Origin of the sequence: Microbacterium sp., from assembly GCF_041909575.1 — a bacterium.
Lineage (GTDB): Bacteria > Actinomycetota > Actinomycetes > Actinomycetales > Microbacteriaceae > Microbacterium.
Window position 1 is genome coordinate 1 of record NZ_JAYRDE010000016.1, and the last position, 20,341, is coordinate 20,341.

At 70.3% G+C, this 20,341-nt stretch carries 18 protein-coding genes and 1 pseudogene; 11 read left to right on the forward strand and 8 right to left on the reverse strand.

Translation table 11 applies throughout. The annotated features are described in order from the left end of the window. The 4 genes and pseudogenes from ACE3O1_RS04095 to whiA all read left to right on the forward strand — a co-directional run. Positions 1 to 924: pseudogene (locus ACE3O1_RS04095) on the forward strand (excinuclease ABC subunit A); the annotation flags it as partial. A gap of 4 nt (positions 925 to 928) precedes the next feature. Further along, positions 929 to 2,839 carry an excinuclease ABC subunit UvrC gene (gene uvrC, locus ACE3O1_RS04100; RefSeq protein WP_374312697.1) on the forward strand — a complete coding sequence of 637 codons (1,911 nt, stop codon included), beginning with the start codon at positions 929 to 931 and terminating at the stop codon, positions 2,837 to 2,839. A 22-nt stretch (positions 2,840 to 2,861) separates the two neighbouring features. Next, positions 2,862 to 3,743, forward strand: coding sequence for an RNase adapter RapZ (gene rapZ / locus ACE3O1_RS04105; RefSeq protein ID WP_374312768.1), 882 nt, complete (start codon positions 2,862 to 2,864; stop codon positions 3,741 to 3,743). Positions 3,744 to 3,815: 72 nt separating this feature from the next. Further along, positions 3,816 to 4,793 (forward strand): DNA-binding protein WhiA, encoded by a 978-nt coding sequence (gene whiA, locus ACE3O1_RS04110; protein WP_374312699.1) that lies wholly within the window; start codon positions 3,816 to 3,818, stop codon positions 4,791 to 4,793. A gap of 5 nt (positions 4,794 to 4,798) precedes the next feature. Here the strand turns inward: whiA and ACE3O1_RS04115 are convergent, their stop codons facing one another. Further along, positions 4,799 to 5,635, reverse strand: coding sequence for a PhzF family phenazine biosynthesis protein (locus ACE3O1_RS04115; protein WP_374312701.1), 837 nt, complete (start codon positions 5,633 to 5,635; stop codon positions 4,799 to 4,801). 159 nt (positions 5,636 to 5,794) lie between these two features. Here ACE3O1_RS04115 and ACE3O1_RS04120 point away from each other — a divergent pair, with 159 nt between their 5' ends. The 6 genes from ACE3O1_RS04120 to ACE3O1_RS04145 all read left to right on the forward strand — a co-directional run bounded on the left by ACE3O1_RS04120 (position 5,795) and on the right by ACE3O1_RS04145 (position 10,205). Then, on the forward strand, positions 5,795 to 6,421 hold the full coding sequence (locus tag ACE3O1_RS04120; RefSeq protein ID WP_374312703.1) for a superoxide dismutase: 627 nt from the start codon (positions 5,795 to 5,797) through the stop codon (positions 6,419 to 6,421). A 103-nt stretch (positions 6,422 to 6,524) separates the two neighbouring features. Beyond that, entirely contained in the window at positions 6,525 to 7,535 is a 1,011-nt protein-coding gene (gap, locus tag ACE3O1_RS04125) for a type I glyceraldehyde-3-phosphate dehydrogenase (RefSeq protein ID WP_374312705.1), read from the forward strand. 8 nt (positions 7,536 to 7,543) lie between these two features. Next, positions 7,544 to 8,761, forward strand: a complete 1,218-nt coding sequence (gene pgk, locus ACE3O1_RS04130) for a phosphoglycerate kinase (protein ID WP_374312707.1) — start codon at positions 7,544 to 7,546, stop codon at positions 8,759 to 8,761. Further along, positions 8,749 to 9,540, forward strand: a complete 792-nt coding sequence (gene tpiA, locus ACE3O1_RS04135) for a triose-phosphate isomerase (protein ID WP_374312709.1) — start codon at positions 8,749 to 8,751, stop codon at positions 9,538 to 9,540. The genes pgk and tpiA overlap by 13 nt, the downstream gene beginning before the upstream one ends. Positions 9,541 to 9,600: 60 nt before the next feature. After that, the gene (gene secG / locus ACE3O1_RS04140; RefSeq protein WP_374312711.1) at positions 9,601 to 9,849 is read left to right on the forward strand and encodes a preprotein translocase subunit SecG; all 249 of its coding nucleotides are present in this window, start codon (positions 9,601 to 9,603) and stop codon (positions 9,847 to 9,849) included. Next, positions 9,849 to 10,205 carry an RNA polymerase-binding protein RbpA gene (locus tag ACE3O1_RS04145; protein ID WP_374312713.1) on the forward strand — a complete coding sequence of 119 codons (357 nt, stop codon included), beginning with the start codon at positions 9,849 to 9,851 and terminating at the stop codon, positions 10,203 to 10,205. The genes secG and ACE3O1_RS04145 overlap by 1 nt, the downstream gene beginning before the upstream one ends. A 75-nt stretch (positions 10,206 to 10,280) precedes the next feature. On the opposite strand, the gene pgl is transcribed toward ACE3O1_RS04145, so the two are convergent. The 6 genes from pgl to tkt are packed head-to-tail and all read right to left on the reverse strand — an operon-like array spanning position 10,281 to position 18,465. Beyond that, positions 10,281 to 11,060 (reverse strand): 6-phosphogluconolactonase, encoded by a 780-nt coding sequence (gene pgl, locus ACE3O1_RS04150; protein WP_374312771.1) that lies wholly within the window; start codon positions 11,058 to 11,060, stop codon positions 10,281 to 10,283. A 24-nt stretch (positions 11,061 to 11,084) separates the two neighbouring features. Beyond that, complete coding sequence (locus ACE3O1_RS04155; RefSeq protein ID WP_374312715.1) at positions 11,085 to 12,044, reverse strand: glucose-6-phosphate dehydrogenase assembly protein OpcA; 960 nt, start codon at positions 12,042 to 12,044, stop codon at positions 11,085 to 11,087. Next, on the reverse strand, positions 12,041 to 13,591 hold the full coding sequence (zwf, locus tag ACE3O1_RS04160; protein ID WP_374312717.1) for a glucose-6-phosphate dehydrogenase: 1,551 nt from the start codon (positions 13,589 to 13,591) through the stop codon (positions 12,041 to 12,043). Before zwf ends, ACE3O1_RS04155 begins: the two co-directional genes overlap by 4 nt. A 15-nt stretch (positions 13,592 to 13,606) precedes the next feature. Next, positions 13,607 to 15,229 carry a glucose-6-phosphate isomerase gene (locus ACE3O1_RS04165; protein WP_374312719.1) on the reverse strand — a complete coding sequence of 541 codons (1,623 nt, stop codon included), beginning with the start codon at positions 15,227 to 15,229 and terminating at the stop codon, positions 13,607 to 13,609. Continuing rightward, positions 15,226 to 16,347: a transaldolase gene (gene tal / locus ACE3O1_RS04170; protein WP_374312721.1), complete on the reverse strand. Its 1,122-nt coding sequence runs from the start codon at positions 16,345 to 16,347 to the stop codon at positions 15,226 to 15,228. Before tal ends, ACE3O1_RS04165 begins: the two co-directional genes overlap by 4 nt. A 12-nt stretch (positions 16,348 to 16,359) precedes the next feature. Further along, entirely contained in the window at positions 16,360 to 18,465 is a 2,106-nt protein-coding gene (gene tkt / locus ACE3O1_RS04175) for a transketolase (RefSeq protein ID WP_374312723.1), read from the reverse strand. Positions 18,466 to 18,777: 312 nt separating this feature from the next. Between tkt and ACE3O1_RS04180 the strand changes: the two genes are divergently transcribed. Next, on the forward strand, positions 18,778 to 19,719 hold the full coding sequence (locus tag ACE3O1_RS04180) for a heme o synthase (RefSeq protein WP_374312725.1): 942 nt from the start codon (positions 18,778 to 18,780) through the stop codon (positions 19,717 to 19,719). A 186-nt stretch (positions 19,720 to 19,905) separates the two neighbouring features. Here ACE3O1_RS04180 and ACE3O1_RS04185 read toward each other — a convergent pair whose 3' ends face one another. Further along, the gene (locus ACE3O1_RS04185; RefSeq protein ID WP_374312727.1) at positions 19,906 to 20,283 is read right to left on the reverse strand and encodes a dinucleotide-utilizing enzyme; all 378 of its coding nucleotides are present in this window, start codon (positions 20,281 to 20,283) and stop codon (positions 19,906 to 19,908) included. Between the last annotated feature and the right edge of the window lie 58 nt (positions 20,284 to 20,341).

The window sequence follows — 20,341 nt, forward strand, 5'->3', positions numbered from 1 at the left end:
GGGTGGGGCAAGTCGTCCGTGGTCAACGACATCCTGTACGCGGTGCTCGCGACGCGGCACACGGGTGCGCGTCGCGTCGCCGGCAAGCACACGCGCGTCACCGGCACCGAGGAGCTCGACAAGGTCGTGCACGTCGACCAGGGTCCGATCGGCCGCACGCCGCGGTCGAACCCCGCCACGTACACGGGCGTGTTCGATCGCATCCGCACGCTCTTCAGCGAGACCCCCGAGGCCAAGGCGCGCGGATACCAGCCCGGCCGCTTCAGCTTCAACGTCAAGGGCGGACGCTGCGAGGCCTGCTCGGGTGACGGCACGATCAAGATCGAGATGAACTTCCTTCCCGACGTGTACGTCGACTGCGAGGTCTGCCACGGCAAGCGCTACAACCGCGACACCCTTGCCGTGCACTACAAGGGCAAGAACATCGCCGAGGTGCTGGAGATGCCGATCTCCGAGGCGGCGGAGTTCTTCGAGCCCATCCAGGCGATCCATCGCTACCTGCGCACGCTCGTCGACGTGGGCCTGGGCTACGTGCGTCTCGGCCAGTCCGCCACGACGCTCTCGGGCGGCGAGGCGCAGCGCGTGAAGCTCGCGACCGAACTGCAGCGCCGGTCCAACGGGCGGTCGATCTACGTGCTCGACGAGCCGACGACCGGACTCCACTTCGAAGACGTGCGCCGGCTGCTCGAAGTGCTGGGCGGCCTGGTCGACAAGGGCAACTCCGTGATCGTCATCGAGCACAATCTCGATGTCATCAAGAGCGCCGACTGGATCGTCGACCTCGGCCCCGAGGGCGGATCCGGAGGCGGTCAGGTGGTCGCCACCGGCACACCGGAGCAGGTCGCGCGCACCGAGGGAAGCCACACCGGCGCCTTCCTGGCCGAGGTCCTCGGCGGGTCGCAGGCGGTCCGCAAGGCCGGCTGACCCGATGCCACGCTCCGCGCCCACCGTCTCGTACAAGCCGAAGCCGGGGGAGATCCCCACCAACCCCGGCGTCTACCGGTTCCGCGATGCGGACGGGCGCGTGCTGTACGTCGGCAAGGCGAAGAACCTGCGGGCGCGCCTTTCGAACTACTTCGCGCCGCTGCGCACGCTGCACGAGCGCACCCGCAGGATGGTCACGACCGCCGCGTCGGTGGAGTGGACGGTCGTCGCGAGCGACGTGGACTCGCTGCAGCTCGAGTACATGTGGATCAAGGAGTTCGATCCGCCGTTCAACGTCCGGTACCGCGATGACAAGTCCTATCCGTTCATGGCCATCACGCTCGCCGACGAGGCGCCGCGGGTGATCGTCACGCGCAATCGCCGCATCAAGGGTGCGAAGTACTTCGGGCCCTATCCGAAGGTGTGGGCGGTGCACGACACGATCGACCTGATGATCAAGGTCTTCCCGATCCGCACCTGCAGCGACTCGTCGTACAAGAAGGCGATGGCCTCGGGGCGGCCCTGCTTCCCGGGGCAGATCGGCCGCTGCGGCGGCCCGTGCTCGATGAAGGTGTCGATCGAGGAGCACCGCGCGATCGTCGACGACTTCGTGGCGTTCATGTCCGGCGGCGACCAGCGCTTCACCCGCGAGCTGACGGCGCGCATGCGCGAGGCATCCGCCGCCATGGACTACGAGGCCGCTGCGGTGTACCGCGACCGGCTGCAGGCGATCGACGCGGTGCTCAACAAGAGCGCGCTCGTGCTGGCCGCCGACACCGACGCCGACCTGTTCGGCATCGCCGAGGACGAGCTCGCGGCCGCCGTCCAGCACTTCGTGATCCGGGGCGGGCGCGTGCGCGGGGTGCGCGCGACGACGATCGAGAAGGAGCTGGACATCTCCGGGGGAGACCTGGTCGACCAGGTGCTCCAGCGCACCTACGGCAACGCGGAGGGCGCCGACATCCCCCGGCAGGTGCTCGTGCCCGCGATGCCCGACGACGCCGCCGATCTCGAGGAGTGGCTGCGGGGCCGCCGAGGCAAGTCCGTGACCATTCAGATCGCGCAGCGCGGACGCAAGGCCGAGCTGATGCGCACGGCGTCGCTCAACGCCCAGCAGGCGCTGATGCTGCACAAGACCCGCCGCACGAGCGACTACCTCGCCCGGACGCAGGCGCTGACGGACCTGCAGGAGGCGCTCGGGCTCGCCGAGGCGCCCCTGCGCATCGAGTGCTTCGACGTCTCGCACCTGGGTGGCACCAACGTCGTGGCGTCGATGGTCGTCTTCGAGGACGGGCTCGCCCGGAAGGACCAGTACCGCTCGTTCAAGGTCGAGGAGACCACGGACGACACCGACTCGCTCTACCAGGTGCTGCGTCGCCGGCTGGCCTACCTCGATCGCCCGGAGGAGGCCGAGGCGGCCCCCGATCCCGACGTGACGGCGGACGGCGAGGTCGTCACGGAGCGTCGGCGGCCCCGCTTCGCCTACCGGCCCCAGCTGCTCGTCGTCGACGGCGGGAAGCCGCAGGTCGAGGCGGCCGCCCGCGCGCTGCGCGACGCCGGGCACGAGGAGATCGCGCTGTGCGGCATCGCCAAGCGGCTCGAGGAGGTGTGGCTGCCGGGGGAGGATTTCCCCGTGATCCTGCCGCGCACGTCCGAGTCGCTCTACCTGCTGCAGCGGCTGCGCGACGAGGCGCACCGCTTCGCCATCACCCACCAGCGCAAGCGGCGCCGGCGCGACATCCAGAGCGTGCTCGCCGAGGTCCCGGGGCTGGGCGACGCCCGCATCAAGGCGCTGCTGCGGCACTTCGGCTCGGTGGCGGCGCTGCGCACCGCCTCTCCCGAGCAGATCGCCGAGCTGCCGGGCGTCGGTCCGAAGCTCGCCGCTGCAATCCATGCGCACCTCTCCGGTGGGTAGGGTGGTCTCCACGGGGGTGGTCATGGCCGAGGCGGAGCGCCGCGAGACGGGCGAGGTGCTGATCGTCACCGGCATGTCCGGCGCCGGCCGTTCGACGGCTGCGAACGCGCTGGAAGACCTCGACTGGTACGTCGTCGACAACCTTCCGCCGCAGATGCTGCGGCCCCTGCTGGATCTCACCGAACTCGCCGCCGGGGTGCTGCCGCGGGTCGCCGTGGTCGTGGACGTCCGGGGCCGTGACCTCTTCGCCGACCTGCCCGAGGCCATGCGGGCACTGCGGGAGCGCCGCCAGATCCGGCTGGTGTTCCTGGATGCCTCGGACGAGGTGCTCGTGCGCCGGTTCGAAGCCGTCCGGCGACCGCATCCGCTCCAGGGCGACGGGACGATCCTCGACGGCATCCGCCTCGAGCGCGAGCGACTGGCGGCCGTGCGCGAGTCCGCGGACGTCATCATCGACACGTCGCAGTACAACATCCACCAGCTCGCCACGCAGGTGACGGAGCTGTTCACCGAGGAGGACGCCGCCCGTCACACCCTCACGATCCTCAGCTTCGGCTTCAAGTACGGACTGCCGCCCGACGCCGACCTCGTCGCCGACATGCGCTTCCTGCCGAACCCGTTCTGGAGCGAGGATCTGCGTGCCCTCACCGGCGAGGACGAGGAGGTGCGGGAGTTCGTGCTCGCGCAGCAGGGCGCGCGGGAGTTCCTGGATTCCTATGCGCGCGCTCTGGAGCCGGTGCTCAGCGGCTACCAGCGCGAGAACAAGCGGCATTCCGTCGTCGCGGTGGGCTGCACCGGCGGCAAGCACCGTTCGGTCGTGATGGTGCGCGAGCTCGCCGAACGGCTGGCCGCGGTGCCCGGAGTGGCAGTGCGTGTGAAGCACCGTGACCTCGGCCGGGAATGAGATGCTCCGCACGCGGCCCCGCCCGCGACTAGGCTGGAGCGTCGTTCCCACCGATCCCCGTGAAGGAGTCCCGTGTCGCTGACCGCTGACGTGAAGGCCGAGCTGATCACCGTGCGCGACCCGCGCCCGACGGCCCGGGTGGCCGAGCTCACCTCCCTCCTGCGGTTCTCGGGCGGCCTGCACTCGATCGCCAACCGCGTGGCCGTCGAGGCGGAGCTGGACTCGGACCTGCTCGCGCGGCGCACCGCCCGCGACCTCGTCGAGCTCTACGGCGTGCGCCCTGAGCTCGTGCACGTGCAGGGGTCCGGCGGTCGCAGCGCCGGACACTACGCCGTGCGCGTGATCGAGGGCGGCGAGACGCTCGCGCGCCAGACAGGCCTGCTCGATCAGCGGCGCCGCCCGGTGCGGGGCCTCCCGAACAAGCTCACCACCGGCTCGCGCGCGGACCTCGCCGCCGTGTGGCGCGGTGCGTTCCTCGCATCCGGGTCGCTCTCCGAGCCCGGCCGCTCCGCCGCCCTCGAGATCACCTGCCCGTCGTCGGAGGCGGCCATGGCGCTCGTCGGCGCGGCTCATCGGCTGGGCATTCCCGGCAAGGCGCGCGAGGTGCGCGGGGTGCCGCGCGTCGTCGTGCGCGAGGGGGAGGCGATCCGCGCCGCCCTCGCCGCGATGGGCGCCGAGAAGGCCGCGGCGGAGTGGGACCAGCTGCGCCAGCGGCGCGAGGTGCGTGCGGGGGTGAACCGCCTCGTGAACTTCGACGACGCGAACCTGCGACGGTCCGCTCAGGCCGCGGTGGCCGCGTGCGCCCGCGTCGAGCGCGCGCTCGAGATCCTCGGCGACGACGTGCCCGACCACCTGCGAGAGGCGGGTGACCTGCGCCTGGCCCACCGTGACGCCAGCCTCGACGAGCTCGGGCACCACGCCGACCCGCCGCTCACCAAGGACGCGGTGGCGGGCCGCATCCGCCGGCTCCTCGCGATGGCCGACAAGAAGGCCGAGGTCGAGGGCATCCCGGGGACCGAGTCCGCTGTCCCCGCCGGCATCGAGGACTGACCGGCTCAGCCGATCCGCACCGCCGCACCCGTGACGGTGATTCCTCCGCCGACCGGGATCCCGACCTCGAGGAGGCCGGGCCTTCCCACGTGCCGACCCTGGTGGATCCGCACGCGGGCCGGCGGCGCCACCGCCCCGGTGGCGCGGAGGTAGGCGCCGGTGGCCGCAGCGGCCGCGCCGGTCGCCGGGTCCTCGGTGATGGTCCCCACCGGGAACACATTGCGCGCCTCCCACTCGCCGTCGCCGAGCTCGTGCAGCACGATGATCGTCGCCGGCCAGGCCGCGGCATCCATCAGCGCCCTCGCGCGGAGCGGATCGAAAGCGAAGCCGTCGAACACCGTCTGCTCGGCGATCACCAGAAGCGGATGCGGGTTGCCCGCGAACGCGAGGCGGGGAGGATGCCCGGGGTCCAGGTCATCGCGGGCGAGTCCGAGCAGGTCGAGCACGGCGTCGAGATCGGTCTGCGGGAGCTCGGCCACCCAGGGCTCGACGCTCGTGAACGACGCGCGCCGCCCGCCGCCCGTCCCCGTCGCGATCTCGACCCGGCCGACGGGGGTCGCGAAGACGAACAGGCCGTCCCCGAGGTGTTCAGCCAGAGCCACGCCGGAGGCGACGGTCGCATGTCCGCAGAACGGCACTTCGGCGACGGGGGAGAAGAAGCGGATGCCGCGCTCCCGCCCGTCCCCGAAGACGAAGGCCGTCTCGGCATAGCCGACATCGGCGGCGATCGCCTGCATCTCGGCGTCGGAGAGGTCGTCGGCGGCCAGCACGACGCCGGCGGGATTGCCGCCGTCCGGGTCGTCCGAGAAGGCAGCCCAGCGCTGGATCGCCGGTGTGGTCATCGGGCGATGCTATCGCCCTCCGGCGGGTCCGGCCGGGCTGACGGTAGATCCTGTCATGGAGGGAAGCAACCCCCTCATCGACGCGTTGGTGCTCAGTAGGATGAACCCGTCACCCTCGCTGCGCCGGGGATCGGCGCGCGCCGACAGGAAGAAGAGAACATGGCGAAGTACACACTGCCCGACCTCCCTTACGACTACGCCGCCCTCGAGCCGCACATCAGCGGCAAGATCATGGAGCTGCACCACGGCAAGCACCACCAGGCGTACGTCACCGGAGCCAACACCGCCCTCGAGCAGCTCGCCGAGGCCCGCGAGAGCGGCAACCTCGCCAACGTGAACAAGCTCGAGAAGGACCTCGCGTTCAACCTCGGCGGACACGTCAACCACTCGATCTTCTGGACCAACCTGTCGCCCAACGGCGGCGGCGAGCCCGAGGGCGAGCTGCGCGCCGCCATCGACGAGTTCTTCGGCGGCTTCGACAAGTTCCAGGCGCACTTCACCGCCGCCGCGACGGGCATCCAGGGCTCGGGCTGGGCCGTGCTCAGCTGGGACCCGATCGGGGAGCAGCTCATCATCCAGCAGCTGTTCGATCAGCAGAGCAACACCGCGCAGGGGACCGTGCCGGTCTTCCAGCTGGACATGTGGGAGCACGCCTTCTACCTGGACTACCTCAACGTCAAGGCCGACTACGTCAAGGCCGCGTGGAACATCGCCAACTGGGAGAACGTCGCCCAGCGCCTCGACGCCGCCCGTCAGAAGACGTCGGGCCTGCTGGTACTGTCATAGCAGGCGCGGCGTCCCGGCGGGACAGCCCGCCGGGACGCCGTTGTCCACTGTCTGAATCGCACCAACCGCGCACTCGCGCACGACACATCTCAGGAGAAACTCCGTGGCTGTCAAGATCGGCATCAACGGCTTCGGCCGCATCGGACGCAACTACCTTCGCGCAGCTCTCGCGCAGGGTGCGGACCTCGAAATCGTCGCGGTGAACGACCTCACCGACAACAAGACGCTGGCCCACCTGCTGAAGTACGACTCCGTGGGCGGCGTGCTCGCAGAGGACGTCTCGTACACCGCGGACTCGATCACGGTCGGCGACAAGACCATCAAGGTCTTCGAGGAGCGCGACCCCGCCAACCTCCCGTGGGGCGAGCTGGGCGTCGACATCGTCATCGAGTCGACGGGCCGCTTCACCAAGGCAGAGGACGCCAAGAAGCACATCGCCGGCGGCGCGAAGAAGGTCCTGATCTCCGCACCGGCCACCGGTGACGACGTCACCGTCGTGATGGGCGTGAACGAGGGCGACTACGACCCCGCGAACCACGTCATCATCTCGAACGCCTCGTGCACCACGAACTGCCTCGCGCCCCTGGCCAAGGTCTTCAACGACGCCTTCGGCATCGAGCGCGGCTTCATGATGACGGCTCACGCCTACACGGCCGACCAGAACCTGCAGGACGGCCCGCACAGCGATCTGCGCCGCGCGCGCGGTGCCGCCATCAACATCGTCCCCGCCTCGACCGGAGCCGCCAAGGCGATCGGCCACGTCCTGCCCGAGCTCAACGGCAAGCTGAGCGGCTCGTCGTACCGCGTGCCCGTCCCCACCGGCTCGATCGTCGACCTCACCATCGTGACGCCCACCGAGGGCCTCACCGTCGAGCAGGTCAACGCGGCCTACCAGGCCGCCGCCGCCGACGGCCGCCTGGCGGGCTACCTCCAGTACACCGAGGACCCGATCGTCTCGAGCGACATCCAGGGCAACCCGCACTCGTCGATCTTCGACGCGGAGCTCACCAACGTCAGCGGCAACCTCGTGAAGGTCTCGGCCTGGTACGACAACGAGTGGGGCTACTCGAACCGCCTCGTCGACCTCACCGAGTACGTCGCCGAGAGCCTGTAAACCACACCATGGCTCTGCGCACCCTCGAGTCGCTGGGTTCGCTGGCCGGCAAGCGCGTCATCGTCCGTGCTGATCTCAATGTTCCTCTCAAGGACGGGATCATCACGGACGATGGCCGTGTGCGGGCCACGCTCCCCACGCTGAACCGCCTCATCAACGACGGCGCCCGCGTCGTCGTCTGCTCCCACCTGGGCCGCCCCGAGGGCGCACCCGATCCGAAGTACAGCCTCGAGCCCGTGGCGCAGCGGCTCTCCGAGCTGCTCGGCAAGCCCGTCGCGTTCGCCCGTGACACGGTCGGAGAGTCCGCCCACGAGGCGGTCGCCGCCCTCGAGGACGGCGACGTCGCGATCATCGAGAATCTCCGCTTCAACGTGGGCGAGACGGCCAAGGACGATGCACAGCGCCACGCGTTCGCGCAGGAGCTGGCCGCCCTCGGCGACGTGCTCGTGTCGGACGGCTTCGGCGTCGTGCACCGCAAGCAGGCCTCCGTCTTCGATCTCGCCCAGATCCTGCCCTCCGCGGCGGGCACCCTGATCGAGAAGGAGCTCGACGTCCTCGACCGCCTGACCGAGAACCCCGAGCGGCCCTACACGGTCGTGCTCGGCGGCTCGAAGGTCAGCGACAAGCTCGGCGTCATCGACCACCTCCTGCCGCGCGTGGACCGGCTGCTGATCGGCGGTGGGATGCTGTTCACCTTCCTCGCGGCACAGGGGCACGCGGTGGGCTCGAGCCTGCTCGAGTCCGACCAGCTCGACACGGTGCGCGACTACATGCGCCGTGCCGAGGAGTCCGGCGTCGAGCTCGTCCTGCCCACCGATGTCGTCGTGGCGTCGACCTTCGGTGCCGATGCCGAGCATCAGGTCACGCGAGCCGACGCCATCGAGGAGACCCCCTTCGGAGCATCGGGGCTCGGACTCGACATCGGACCCGAGACCGCCGCGGCCTTCGCTGCGCACGTGCGCGGCTCGAAGACCGTGTTCTGGAACGGCCCGATGGGCGTGTTCGAGCTGGCTCCCTTCGCAGCCGGCACGAAGGCCGTCGCCCAGGCGCTCACCGAAGTCGACGGCCTCTCGGTGGTCGGCGGCGGCGATTCGGCCGCGGCGGTGCGTCAGCTCGGCTTCGCCGACGACCGATTCGGCCACATCTCGACGGGCGGAGGCGCGAGCCTCGAGTTCCTCGAAGGCAAGAAGCTCCCCGGACTGGAGGTCCTCGGATGGCAGGCATGACCCGCACCCCGCTCATCGCGGGCAACTGGAAGATGAATCTCGACCACCTGCAGGCGGTCGCGTTCGTCCAGAAGCTGCACTGGACGCTCAAGGACGCCAAGCACGAGGACGGCTCCGTCGAGGTCGCGGTGTTCCCGCCGTTCACCGACCTGCGCACGGTGCAGACGCTGCTCGACGCCGACAAGATCCCCTTCGCGCTCGGTGCGCAGGACATCTCCTCGCACGACTCCGGCGCGTACACCGGCGAGGTGTCGGGCGCGTTCCTTGCCAAGCTCGACAACCGCTACGTGATCATCGGCCACTCCGAGCGCCGTCAGTACCATGCGGAGACCGACGAGGTCGTCGCCGCGAAGGTCCCGGCGGCACTGCGTCACGGACTTGTGCCGGTCATCTGCGTCGGCGAGACGCTGGAGCAGCGCGAGGAGACCGGACCCACCGCCGTCTCCGTGGCGCAGCTGGAGACGGCGCTGGAGCGCGTTCCCTCCGACGCCGACATCGTCGTGGCATACGAGCCCGTGTGGGCGATCGGCACCGGTCAGGTGGCGTCACCCGAGCAGGCGCAGGAAGTGTGCGCGGCGCTCCGCGCCGTGATCGCCGAGAAGCTCGGCGACGATGCGGCGGCCCGCACGCGCGTCCTCTACGGCGGATCGGTCAAGGCGGCGAACATCGCCAGCTTCATGCGGGAGCCCGACGTGGACGGCGCGCTCGTCGGCGGGGCGAGCCTCGTCGTCGACGAGTTCGCGGCGATCATCCGGTACCAGAAGCACGTCGGCGTCTGACCGGTATACTCGACCCTTGTGCGATCGGCGAAATGATCGCGGCGAAAGGCTTCAACGACTGTGCAGATCCTCGAGTTCGTCCTGCAGGTGCTCCTCGGAATCACGAGCCTCCTGCTGACCCTCCTCATCCTGCTCCACAAGGGGCGCGGCGGCGGCCTGTCCGACATGTTCGGCGGCGGCATGACGTCGGCGCTCGGCTCGTCGGGTCTCGCTGAGCGCAACCTCAACCGGTTCACGGTGATCCTCGCCTTGGCGTGGTTCGTCGCCATCGTGGCTCTCGGCCTCATCACGAAGTTCCAGAGCATCTGATGGCCACCGGAGGAAACGCCATCCGCGGCACGCGTGTCGGCGCGGGGCCGATGGGCGAGCAGGACCACGGATTCCACGCGGACCGCATCGCGATCTCGTACTGGGACGCGCTCGGCAACGAGACGGTGCGCTACTTCGCCGCCGGCATCCCCGAAGAGGAGATCCCCGAGACGATCGACTCGCCGCACTCCGGCCTCCCCGCCGGTCGCGACAAGGAGAACCCGCCGGCGGTCGCCAAGACCGAGCCCTACAAGACGCACCTCGCCTACGTGAAGGAGCGCCGCACCGAGGAAGAGGCCGATGCCCTCCTCGACGACGCGCTCAAGCAGCTGCGCGAGCGCCGCGGACAGGGCTGAGCGACCCCTCGGCCACAGACGAAGAAGAGCGGATGCCTCGGCATCCGCTCTTCTGTCTCATCCGGCCCGGTCTCGTCAGTATTCGCGGTCGATGAGCTCCGGCGGCACGTTCGCCGCCGCGGCCTCGTCGACGAAGAACACCGTGCGCTTGCGCCCCTTGGCGCCGGCGGCGGGGACGCTGGCGTAGCTCGCGCCGGCGAGGGCCAGGCCGAGGGCCGAGGCCTTGTCGGCACCGGAGAGCACCATCCAGACCCGCTTGGAGCTGTTGATCACCGGACGCGTCATCGAGACGCGCTCCGGGGGAGGCTTGGGGGAGTCGCGCACCGCGACGACCGCCGGATCGGTGAGCAGGATCTCCGGCCGATCAGGGAAGAGCGAGGCGATGTGGGCGTCGGGTCCGACGCCCAGGAAGCACACGTCGAAGGACGGCCACGGGTCCTCGGCTCCGCCGAACGCGGCGAGCTCCGCGGCGTAGGCCGCCGCGGCGGCATCCAGGTCCAGGCCCTCGTCACTCGCCGCCGCCGCGTGGATGTTCTCGGCGGGGATGACCAGCGCGTCCAGGAGGGCGGCACGAGCCTGCTTCTCATTGCGGTCGTCGTGGGCCCGCGGCACGAAGCGCTCGTCGCTCCACCAGAAGTGGACGCGCGACCAGTCGATGGTCTGCAGACGGCTGCTGCGCGCGGCGGCGGCCAGCACCGCCGAGCCCATCGAGCCCCCGGTGAGGGAGATGTGCGCGAGCTTGCCCTCCTCGACCCGCTTGGAGACGCGGCTGAGGAATCGCGCCGCCACCGCCTCAGCCAGCGTCGGGCCGTCGGCGGCGATGACCACCCGCTTCTCGGCCCAGGCCTCAACCATGCGGGTCACTCACCGCGGATTCGCTCATGCGCCCTGCGTCTCCTTCGTCGCCGGAGGGCCCAGCAGCTGCCATCCCTCGGTGATGACTCGACCATACAGGACGTCCGGGTCGAGCCTGCGGAGCTCCTCCGCGAGGCACTCGCGGAGCGTGCGGCGGGGGAAGGCGAGCTCATGGCTGGGCTGGCCCGGCTGGGTGAGGATCGCCGATCCGGACGTCGGACGCTCGAGCAGCACCTCGCCGCTCTCCCGAACGAGGCTGACCGATTTGATGCCGTGCGGCCACTCCTCGGGGTCGAGGTAGGCCCAGTCCACGGGCACATCGAGTGCCAGGCGCAGCCACGCCGCCAGCAGGGCGGTCGAGGGGGAGTCGGAGGCACCGCGCACGCGTACGGCCGTCACGGGCTCGTACGGCGGCTGGTCGAGGATCGCGGCGAGCTGCTCGCGCCACCGCGTGAGGCGCGTCCAGGCGAGATCGGTGTCGCCGGGGGCGTACTGATCGCCGAGGCCGGCGACCCATGCCGACGGATCGGACTTGGTGGCGGCATCCGTGATCCGCCGCTGTGCGATGCGCCCGATCGACGTCTTGGACGTGTTCTCGGGCGTGCGGTTCGGCCACCACACCACCACGGGCGCGTCGGGCAGCAGCAGGCCGGTCACGAGCGACTCGAGGTTGGAGCGGCCCGCCTCGCCCGTGACGCGCAGGGTGACGACCTCGCTCGCGCCGGCGTCGCCGCCCACGCGGATCTGGGCGTCCAGGCACGAGTCCGCCTCGTCGCCGTTGCCGATGAGCAGCACGAGGACGCGCATGGGATGCTCGCGCGACGCGTCGTTGGCGGCCTCGATGACCTCCTCCATGGCGCCCTCGCGCGTGAGGATGATGAGGGTCAGCACGCGGCCGAGTGCGACAGCCCCGCCCTCCTCTCGCACGCTGACCAGAGCGCGGGAGATCTTGCTGACGGTGGTGTCGGGCAGATCGACGATCACGGGCGCCTCCAGGTGCGGCCATCGCGGGCGAGCATCTCGTCCGCGGACGCCGGGCCCCACGACCCGGGCGAATACTGTTCGAGCGGGCCGCCCTGTGCGGTCCAGAATTCCTCGATCGGGTCGAGGATCTTCCAGGAGAGCTCGACCTCCTCGTGGCGCGGGAACAGCGGCGGGTCGCCGAGCAGGACATCGAGGATGAGGCGCTCGTACGCCTCGGGGCTCGCTTCGGTGAAGGCGTGCCCGTAGCCGAAGTCCATGGTCACGTCGCGCACCTGCGCGCCGGCCCCCGGCACCTTCGAGCCGAAGCGGATCGTGACGCCCTCATCGGGCTGCACGCGGATCACGAGGGCGTTCTGCCCCTGCCCGGAGGTCTGACTGCGCGAGAACAGCAGCTCGGGGGCGCGCTTGAACACCACGGCGATCTCGGTGACGCGGCGACCGAGACGCTTGCCGGTGCGCAGGTAGAACGGAACTCCCGCCCAGCGCCGCGTGTTGACCTCGAGCGTGATGGCCGCGTAGGTCTCCGTGGTCGACTGCGGGTTCATGCCCTCTTCCTCGAGGAAGCCGAGCACCTTCTCGCCGCCCTGCCAGCCGCCGGCGTACTGACCGCGCGCGGTCGAGCGCGACAGGTCGTCGGGCAGGGTGACGGCGGCGAGCACCTTCTCCTTCTCGGCGCGCAGGTTCTTCGCGTCGAACGAGATCGGCTCCTCCATCGCGGTGAGCGCCATGAGCTGCAGCAGGTGGTTCTGGATGACGTCGCGCGCCGCTCCGATGCCGTCGTAGTAGCCCGCCCGTCCGCCCACGCCGATGTCCTCGGCCATCGTGATCTGCACGTGGTCGACGTAGTTGCGGTTCCAGATCGGCTCGTACAGCTCGTTGGCGAAGCGCAGCGCCAGGATGTTCTGGACCGTCTCCTTGCCGAGGTAGTGGTCGATGCGGAAGATCGAGTCCGTCGGGAAGGTCGACCGCAGGGCGTCGTTGAGCGCCTGAGCCGACTTCAGGTCGTGCCCGAACGGCTTCTCGATGACCACGCGACGCCAGCGATCCGGCTGGTCGGCGGTGTCGTCGACGAGGCCCGACGCGCGCAGCTGCTCCGCGACGAGGGCGAAGTCCTTCGGCGGAATCGAGAGGTAGTAGGCGTGATTGCCCATCGTGCCGCGATCGACATCGAGCTTCTCGACCGTCTCGCGCAGGCGCCGGAACGCGTCGGGGTCGCCGAACTCGCCCGACACGAACCGGATGCCCTGCAGCAGCTGCTGCCAGGTCTCGTCGCGGAACTCCGTGCGCGCGTGCTGACGCACCGCGTCGTGCACGACCTGCGCGAAGTCCTGGTCCTCCCAGTCACGGCGCGCGAAGCCGACCAGGGCGAACCCCGGGGGCAGCAGACCGCGGTTGGCGAGGTCGTAGACGGCGGGCATGAGCTTCTTGCGGGAGAGGTCTCCCGTCACCCCGAAGATCACCAGCGCGCTCGGACCGGCGATGCGGTTGAGGCGACGGTCTTCGGGGTCGCGCAGCGGGTTGTGCCCGCGCGAGATCTCGACAGTCATCGAAGAGAGGGTCTCCTACTGGGCGGCCTCGAAGAGCGAGAGCACTTCGATGCGCGGGTCGGTGAGGGTGAGCGTGACGACCGGCCGGCCGTGTCCGTCGGCCAGGACGCTGGCGTCGCCGGCTGCCTGGGCCTGGATGAGCTGGCCGAACGTGAACGGACGCCCCGGGATCTCGAGATCGACGTCGGTCTGCTCGAGGATCTGCAGGAAGACGCCGTTGGCGGGCCCGCCCTTGTGGAACTGCCCGGTCGAGTGCAGGAACCGCGGACCCCAGCCGAAGGTCGTCGGCCGGCCCGAATCCGCCGCGACGAGCTCGCGAAGGCCCTGGAGCTGGTCCAGCTCGAGGCGGTTGACGTAGGCCTGGATCGACACGTACCCGTCCTCGGGCAGGCGCGCCCACAGCGCGTCCAGCACGCCGGCGACGGTGCCCGAGGCGGCGAGCTCCGGGTCGGAGACGCGCACCTCGACGCCGTCCACCGCGAAGGCCGGCTGCGTCGGCTCGGGGCGGGCATCCAGCAGGCCGCGCGCCGCGATCTTCGCGGATTCGACGTCGGGCTGGTCGAACGGGTTGATGCCGAGCATCCGTCCCGCGATCACCGTGGCGTACTCCCACACGACGAACTGCGCCCCGAGCGAGCCGCTGATGAGCACCTCGTCCTGGTGGTGCTCGAACAGGTGGAATTTCTTCGCCTCGTCGACCAGGCGCACGATCTGCAGGTCGGCGGGCTTGCTCTCGACCTCGGGCGACACCGGCAGCAGGACGACGGGCAGGATGCCGGTGCCTTCCTTGCCCGTGGACTCGGCCACGAGCTGCTCGATCCAGTCCGGGAGCCCCACGATGTGGGTGCCGTCGGTGATGAGGCCGAGCTTGTCGCGGCGGGGCTCGCCGCCGGCGATCGCGGCGGCGAGGACCAGCGCGGGGTTGTCGGGGCTGTCGATCGCGACCTCGAGGAGCGTCGCCTCCGCCTCGTCGAGCAGCTCGGCGATGTCGACCCCTGCGAGACCGCTCGGCACGAGGCCGAAGGCCGTGAGCGCCGAGTAGCGGCCGCCGACGGTGGGATCGGCGTTGAAGACCGTGTAGCCGTCCGCGCGAGCCGCCTGGTCGAGCGGCGAGCCGGGGTCGGTGACCACGACGATCCGCTCGACGGGGTCGATTCCGAGGTCGCGGAAAGCGGCCTCGAAGGCGCGCTTGGCGGAGTCGGTCTCGACGGTGGAGCCGGACTTCGACGACACCACAAGGACGGTCTGGGACAGGTCGCCCTGCTGGGCGTCGCCGTCGAGAGCAGCGAGCACCTGGCCCGGGGCGGTCGAGTCCAGGATGACAAGCGGAACGCCCGCGGTCTGCGCGATGACCTCGGGAGCCAGCGACGAGCCGCCCATGCCGGCGAGCACGACGCGCGTCACGCCCTTGGCGGCGAGCTGCTGGCGGAGGGCCTCGATCTGCGGGACGAGCGGGCGCGAGACGCTGACGGCCTCGACCCATCCGAGTCGCTTGGATGCCTCCTCTTCGGCCGCCGGTCCCCACAGCGTTCCGTCGCCCGCCGTGATGCCCGACGCCACAAGGCTCGACACCAGGGCCGGCAGCGTCTCTTCGACGACCGACTTGACGTGTCCGCTCAGGTGGATGTCGAAGCTCATCGTGCGACCTCGGGGGCGCCCTCGAGGGCCGCCTTGACGGTGGCCTGCAGGTCGTGCCACGAAGCGATGAACTTGTCGACCCCCTCGTCCTCGAGCACCTGGGTGACATCGGCGAAGTCGACTCCGACGGCGCCGAGGTCAGCGAAGACCTGGTGCGCGGCGTCGTACGTGCCGGTGACGGTGTCGCCGGCGATCTGGCCGTGATCGAAGGTCGCCTCGAGGGTCTTCTCGGGCATCGTGTTGACGGTGCCGGGAGCGACGAGCTCGGTCACGTAGAGGGTGTCGGGGAGAGCGGGGTCCTTGACGCCGGTCGACGCCCACAGCGGGCGCTGCGGGTGGGCTCCGGCATCCGTCAGCGCCTTCGCGCGGTCCGTGGCGAACTCCTTCTCGTACAGCTCGTAGGCCAGGCGCGCGTTCGCGACGCCCGCCAGCGACTTCAGGCCCTCGGCCCGGTCGCCGCCGATCGCGACGAGGCGCTTGTCGACCTCGGTGTCCACGCGCGACACGAAGAACGACGCCACCGAGTGGATCTGCGAGATGTCGTGGCCGTTCGCCCGGGCCTGCTCGATGCCCGACAGGTAGGCGTCGATGACCTCGGCGTAGCGCTCGAGGCTGAAGATCAGCGTCACGTTGACGGAGATGCCCTCGGCGAGCACGGCTGTGATCGCCGGAAGACCCGCCTTGGTCGCCGGGATCTTGATGTGCACGTTCGGGCGGCCGACGCTGGCCCACAGCTCCTTGGCCTGCGCGATGGTCGCGTCGGTGTCGTGCGCGAGGTCGGGGGAGACCTCGATGGACACGCGCCCGTCGACGCCGTTCGTGGCGTCGTAGACGGGTCGGAAGATGTCGGCCGCATCGCGGACGTCGTCGGTGGTGGCGGCGAAGATCGCCTCGTCGACGGACGCGCCCTTGGCCGCCAGCTGCGCGATCTGCTCGGCGTAGGCGTGTCCGCCACCGCCGATGGCGCCCTGGAAGATCGTGGGGTTGGTCGTCACGCCGCTCACGTTGCGGGTGCTGATCAGCTCGGTCAGATTGCCCGACGTGATGCGATCGCGCGACAGGTCGTCCAGCCAGATGCTCACGCCGGCGGCGGAGAGCTTTTCAGTGGGAGTGCTCATGCGTGTTGCTCCTTAGTTCCCCGCCGTCGCGGCGGCGAGAGTCTCACGTGCCGCCTGGACGACGGCGTCGGCGGTGATGCCGAACTTCTCGAAGAGGGTCTTGTAGTCGGCGGAGGCGCCGAAGTGGTCGATGGCGACGGAGCGGCCCTTGTCGCCGACGATGCCGCGCCAGGTGAGCGCGGAGCCCGCCTCGACCGAGACGCGCGCGGTGACGGCGGCGGGGAGGACGGACTCGCGGTACGCCTCGTCCTGCTCGGCGAACCACTCCAGCGACGGCGCCGAGACGACGCGGACGTTCACTCCTTCGGCGGCGAGGGTCTCGCGGGCCTGAACGGCCAGCTGCACCTCGGAGCCGGTGGCGATCACGATCACGTCGGGCGTGCCGTTCGGGGCCTCCGCGAGCACGTACGCGCCCTTGGCGACGTGGTCCGCCGAAGCGAAGGTCTCGCCGGATGCCTCGCCCTCGCCGCGCGGGAACACCGGGATGTTCTGGCGGGTGAGCGCGATGCCGGCGGGGCCGGCGCTGCGGCGCAGCAGCTCGAGCCACGCGGCCGAGGTCTCGTTGGCGTCGGCCGGACGCACGACGGCGAAGTTCGGGATGGCGCGCAGTGTCGCGAGCTGCTCGACGGGCTGGTGCGTGGGGCCGTCCTCTCCGAGGGCGACGGAGTCGTGGGTCCACACGAAGATCGACGGGATGTCCATCAGCGCGGCCAGGCGCACCGAGGGACGCATGTAGTCGCTGAAGATGAGGAACGTGCCGCCGAACGGACGGGTCGGGCCGTGCAGCTTGATGCCGTTGACGATCGCGCCCATGGCGTGCTCGCGGATGCCGAAGTGCAGCACGCGGCCGTAGGCGTCGCCCGACCACTCGTGCGTGGACCACTCCGACGGGATGAACGACTTCGCATCCTTGATGGTGGTGAGGTTCGACTCGGCGAGGTCGGCCGATCCGCCCCACAGCTCGGGGAGCTCGGCGGCCAGCGCATTGATGACGACGCCGGACGCCGCGCGGGTGGAGACGTCCTTGCCGGCCTCGAACGAGGGGAGGGCGCCCTGGATGCCGTCGGGCAGCTCACCCGACAGGAGACGGTCCAGCAGCGCCTTGCGCTCCGGGTTGGCCGCCGCCCAGGCGTCGAACGACTCCTGCCATGCGGCGCGGTCCGCGGCGGCGCGCTCGGCGAGCGAGCGGGTGTGCGCGATGACGTCGTCCGCGACGGCGAACGACTGCTCGGGGTCGAAGCCGAGCACCTTCTTGGTCGCGGCGAGCTCGTCCGCGCCCAGGGCTGAGCCGTGGATCTTGCCGGTGTTCTGCTTGCCCGGCGAGGGCCAGCCGATGATCGTGCGCAGGATGATGAGCGACGGCTTGCCGGTCTCGCCCTTGGCCGCTTCCAGCGCGGCGTGCAGTTCTGCGACATCCTCGACGTACTCGCCGGTCTTCTTCCAGTCCACCGTCTGCACGTGCCAGCCGTAGGACTCGTAGCGCTTCGCGACGTCCTCGGTGAAGGCGACGTTCGTGTCGTCCTCGATCGAGATCTGGTTCGAGTCGTAGATGGCGATGAGGTTGCCGAGCTGCTGGTGGCCAGCGAGCGAGGATGCCTCGCTGGTCACGCCCTCCTGCAGGTCGCCGTCGCCGGCGATGACGTACACGAAGTGGTCGAAGGGCGACGTGCCCGCGGGCGCCTCGGGGTCGAACAGGCCGCGCTCGTAGCGGGCGGCGTACGCGAAGCCGACCGAGGAGGCGAGGCCCTGGCCGAGCGGGCCGGTCGTGATCTCGACACCGGCGGTGTGACCGTACTCGGGGTGGCCGGGGGTCTTCGAGCCCCACGTGCGCAGCGACTTCAGATCATCGAGCTCGAGGCCGAAGCCGCCCAGGTAGAGCTGCACGTACTGCGTCAGCGAGGAGTGACCGGCCGACAGGATGAACCGGTCGCGGCCAAGCCAGTGCGTGTCGGCGGGGTCGTGGCGCAGTACGCGCTGGTAGAGGAGGTACGCCGCCGGCGCCAGGCTCATCGCCGTGCCCGGGTGGCCGTTGCCCACCTTCTCCACGGCGTCCGCCGCAAGAACACGAGCGGTGTCCACCGCGCGCCGATCGATTTCATCCCAACGCAGTTCCGACACGGGACCGCCTCTCTCATGAAGATGCGCCCGACGAGGGCCGTGCCGCAGCCTTGTCCGGACTGGAGAAGGGGGATCGGCGCGGGGCGCGCGTGTGGTTTCAGCATAGCGAAGGGGCATGCCGCCCCGGCCATGTGAGCCGCTCTGTGACAGAGTCTTGCGAACGCTCCGGCGCCGTGCATGTCGCGGCCGTGTCCTGGCGGTGACGATTCGCTCACGCGCGTCGGAACGCGGTTGTGAGCCCTCACGCGCCCGGGCGCGCCGGGCCGATGCCATAGACTCGATGCAGTTCTGCAGACGGCGATTGCGGGGGCGATGGACACCACGACGACGGCGCGCTCCCAGGGGACCCCCGGGGCACCGCGCAGGACGCGTCAGCCCTTCGGCCGGACCGTCCGCGCGTACGTCGCCCTCATGAAGCCGCGCGTGCTCGAGCTCCTGCTCGTCACCACGGTCCCCGTCATGATCCTGGCGCAGGGCGGGTTCCCCAGCCTGTGGCTCGTGCTCGCCACCGTCATCGGAGGCACCGCGAGCGCCGGTTCCGCGGCGGCGTTCAACATGTACCTCGACCGCGACATCGACGCGCACATGCAGCGCACGGTGAACCGTCCGCTCGTGACCGGCGAGGTGTCGCCGCGCGGCGCGCTCGTGTTCGCGTGGACGCTCGCGGTCTTCTCGACCGTCTGGCTGTGGCTGACCACGAACTGGCTGGCGGCCGTGCTCTCGGCGGGAGCGATCTTCTTCTACGTCGTCATCTACACGATGATCCTCAAGCGCCGCACCGAGCAGAACATCGTGTGGGGCGGCATCGCCGGCTGCTTCCCGGTGCTCATCGGGTGGACCGCCGTCACAGGCTCCCTCGCCTGGCCGCCGGTGATCCTGTTCGCGCTGGTGTTCCTGTGGACCCCGCCGCACTACTGGCCGCTGTCGATGAAGTACAAGGAGCAGTACGAAGAGGTGAACGTGCCGATGCTCGGCGCGACCCGCAACGGCTCACAGGTCGGGTTGCAGGTCATCCTCTACGCGTGGGCCACCGTCGCCTGCTCGCTGCTGCTCATCCCGGTCGCCGGCATGGGGCTGGTCTACACGGTCTCGGCGCTCGTCTTCGGCGGCTGGTTCATCTACGAGTCGCACCGCCTCTACAACCGCGCCGTCCGGGGCACCGAGCCGCGGCCGATGCGCGTGTTCCACGCGTCGATCACCTACCTCACGCTCCTCTTCGTCGCGATCGCCGTCGACCCGCTGCTGCCCTTCTGACGCGGGTTCGCCGTGGCGCGGCATCCGCTCATCCTCGAGACACGGGATCCGTGCCGACACCGGTGACGTCGGCCGGGGTATCGGCGGAGATCCCGGGTCTCGACGCGTGACCTCGAGCGCCCGGAACGGCGACGGGGCGCGTCCGCCGGAGATCCGGTCGGACGCGCCCCGTCGGAGGGCTGCGTGTCAGCGGGTCGTGCTGAGATCCGCCGCATCGGCGTCGGCGGCCTCGTCGGCCGGGGCGGCCTCGTCATCGGCGTCGGCGGACCAGTCGAGGGGCTCCACGATCTCGACCGGCGCGTGCGGACGGAGCGTCGAGGCGGCGGCGACCGCGAGGGCGATCAGGATGCCGATGATGCCGGCACCGAGCAGGATCGCCCCGAGGACGGCGACCGACTGGCCGACGTACACCTCGACACCGGTGGCGGTGCCGTCGGTGAGGGTCGTGGTCATGACTCCGAGCTTGTCGACCAGGAGGGCTGCGCCGCTGAGCGCGGTGGCCAGCGAGGCGGCCACGAGTGCCCAGAACGGGATGCTGCGGACCAGGCGGGGACGGGTAGGCATTCTTCACTCCTCATGCGCGACACCGGTGGCCGCGACATCCACCAGCCTTCCGTGCCCT

Excerpts from the sequence above, each read along its gene's own strand:
- uvrC (WP_374312697.1), top strand. The coding sequence starts at position 929 with ATGCCACGCTCCGCGCCCACCGTCTCGTACAAGCCGAAGCCGGGGGAG.
- rapZ (WP_374312768.1), top strand. The coding sequence starts at position 2,862 with ATGGCCGAGGCGGAGCGCCGCGAGACGGGCGAGGTGCTGATCGTCACC.
- ACE3O1_RS04115 (WP_374312701.1), bottom strand. The coding sequence starts at position 5,635 with ATGACCACACCGGCGATCCAGCGCTGGGCTGCCTTCTCGGACGACCCG.
- ACE3O1_RS04120 (WP_374312703.1), top strand. The coding sequence starts at position 5,795 with ATGGCGAAGTACACACTGCCCGACCTCCCTTACGACTACGCCGCCCTC.
- pgk (WP_374312707.1), top strand. The coding sequence starts at position 7,544 with ATGGCTCTGCGCACCCTCGAGTCGCTGGGTTCGCTGGCCGGCAAGCGC.
- tpiA (WP_374312709.1), top strand. The coding sequence starts at position 8,749 with ATGGCAGGCATGACCCGCACCCCGCTCATCGCGGGCAACTGGAAGATG.
- ACE3O1_RS04145 (WP_374312713.1), top strand. The coding sequence starts at position 9,849 with ATGGCCACCGGAGGAAACGCCATCCGCGGCACGCGTGTCGGCGCGGGG.
- pgl (WP_374312771.1), bottom strand. The coding sequence starts at position 11,060 with ATGGTTGAGGCCTGGGCCGAGAAGCGGGTGGTCATCGCCGCCGACGGC.
- zwf (WP_374312717.1), bottom strand. The coding sequence starts at position 13,591 with ATGACTGTCGAGATCTCGCGCGGGCACAACCCGCTGCGCGACCCCGAA.
- ACE3O1_RS04165 (WP_374312719.1), bottom strand. The coding sequence starts at position 15,229 with ATGAGCTTCGACATCCACCTGAGCGGACACGTCAAGTCGGTCGTCGAA.
- tal (WP_374312721.1), bottom strand. The coding sequence starts at position 16,347 with ATGAGCACTCCCACTGAAAAGCTCTCCGCCGCCGGCGTGAGCATCTGG.
- ACE3O1_RS04180 (WP_374312725.1), top strand. The coding sequence starts at position 18,778 with ATGGACACCACGACGACGGCGCGCTCCCAGGGGACCCCCGGGGCACCG.
- ACE3O1_RS04185 (WP_374312727.1), bottom strand. The coding sequence starts at position 20,283 with ATGCCTACCCGTCCCCGCCTGGTCCGCAGCATCCCGTTCTGGGCACTC.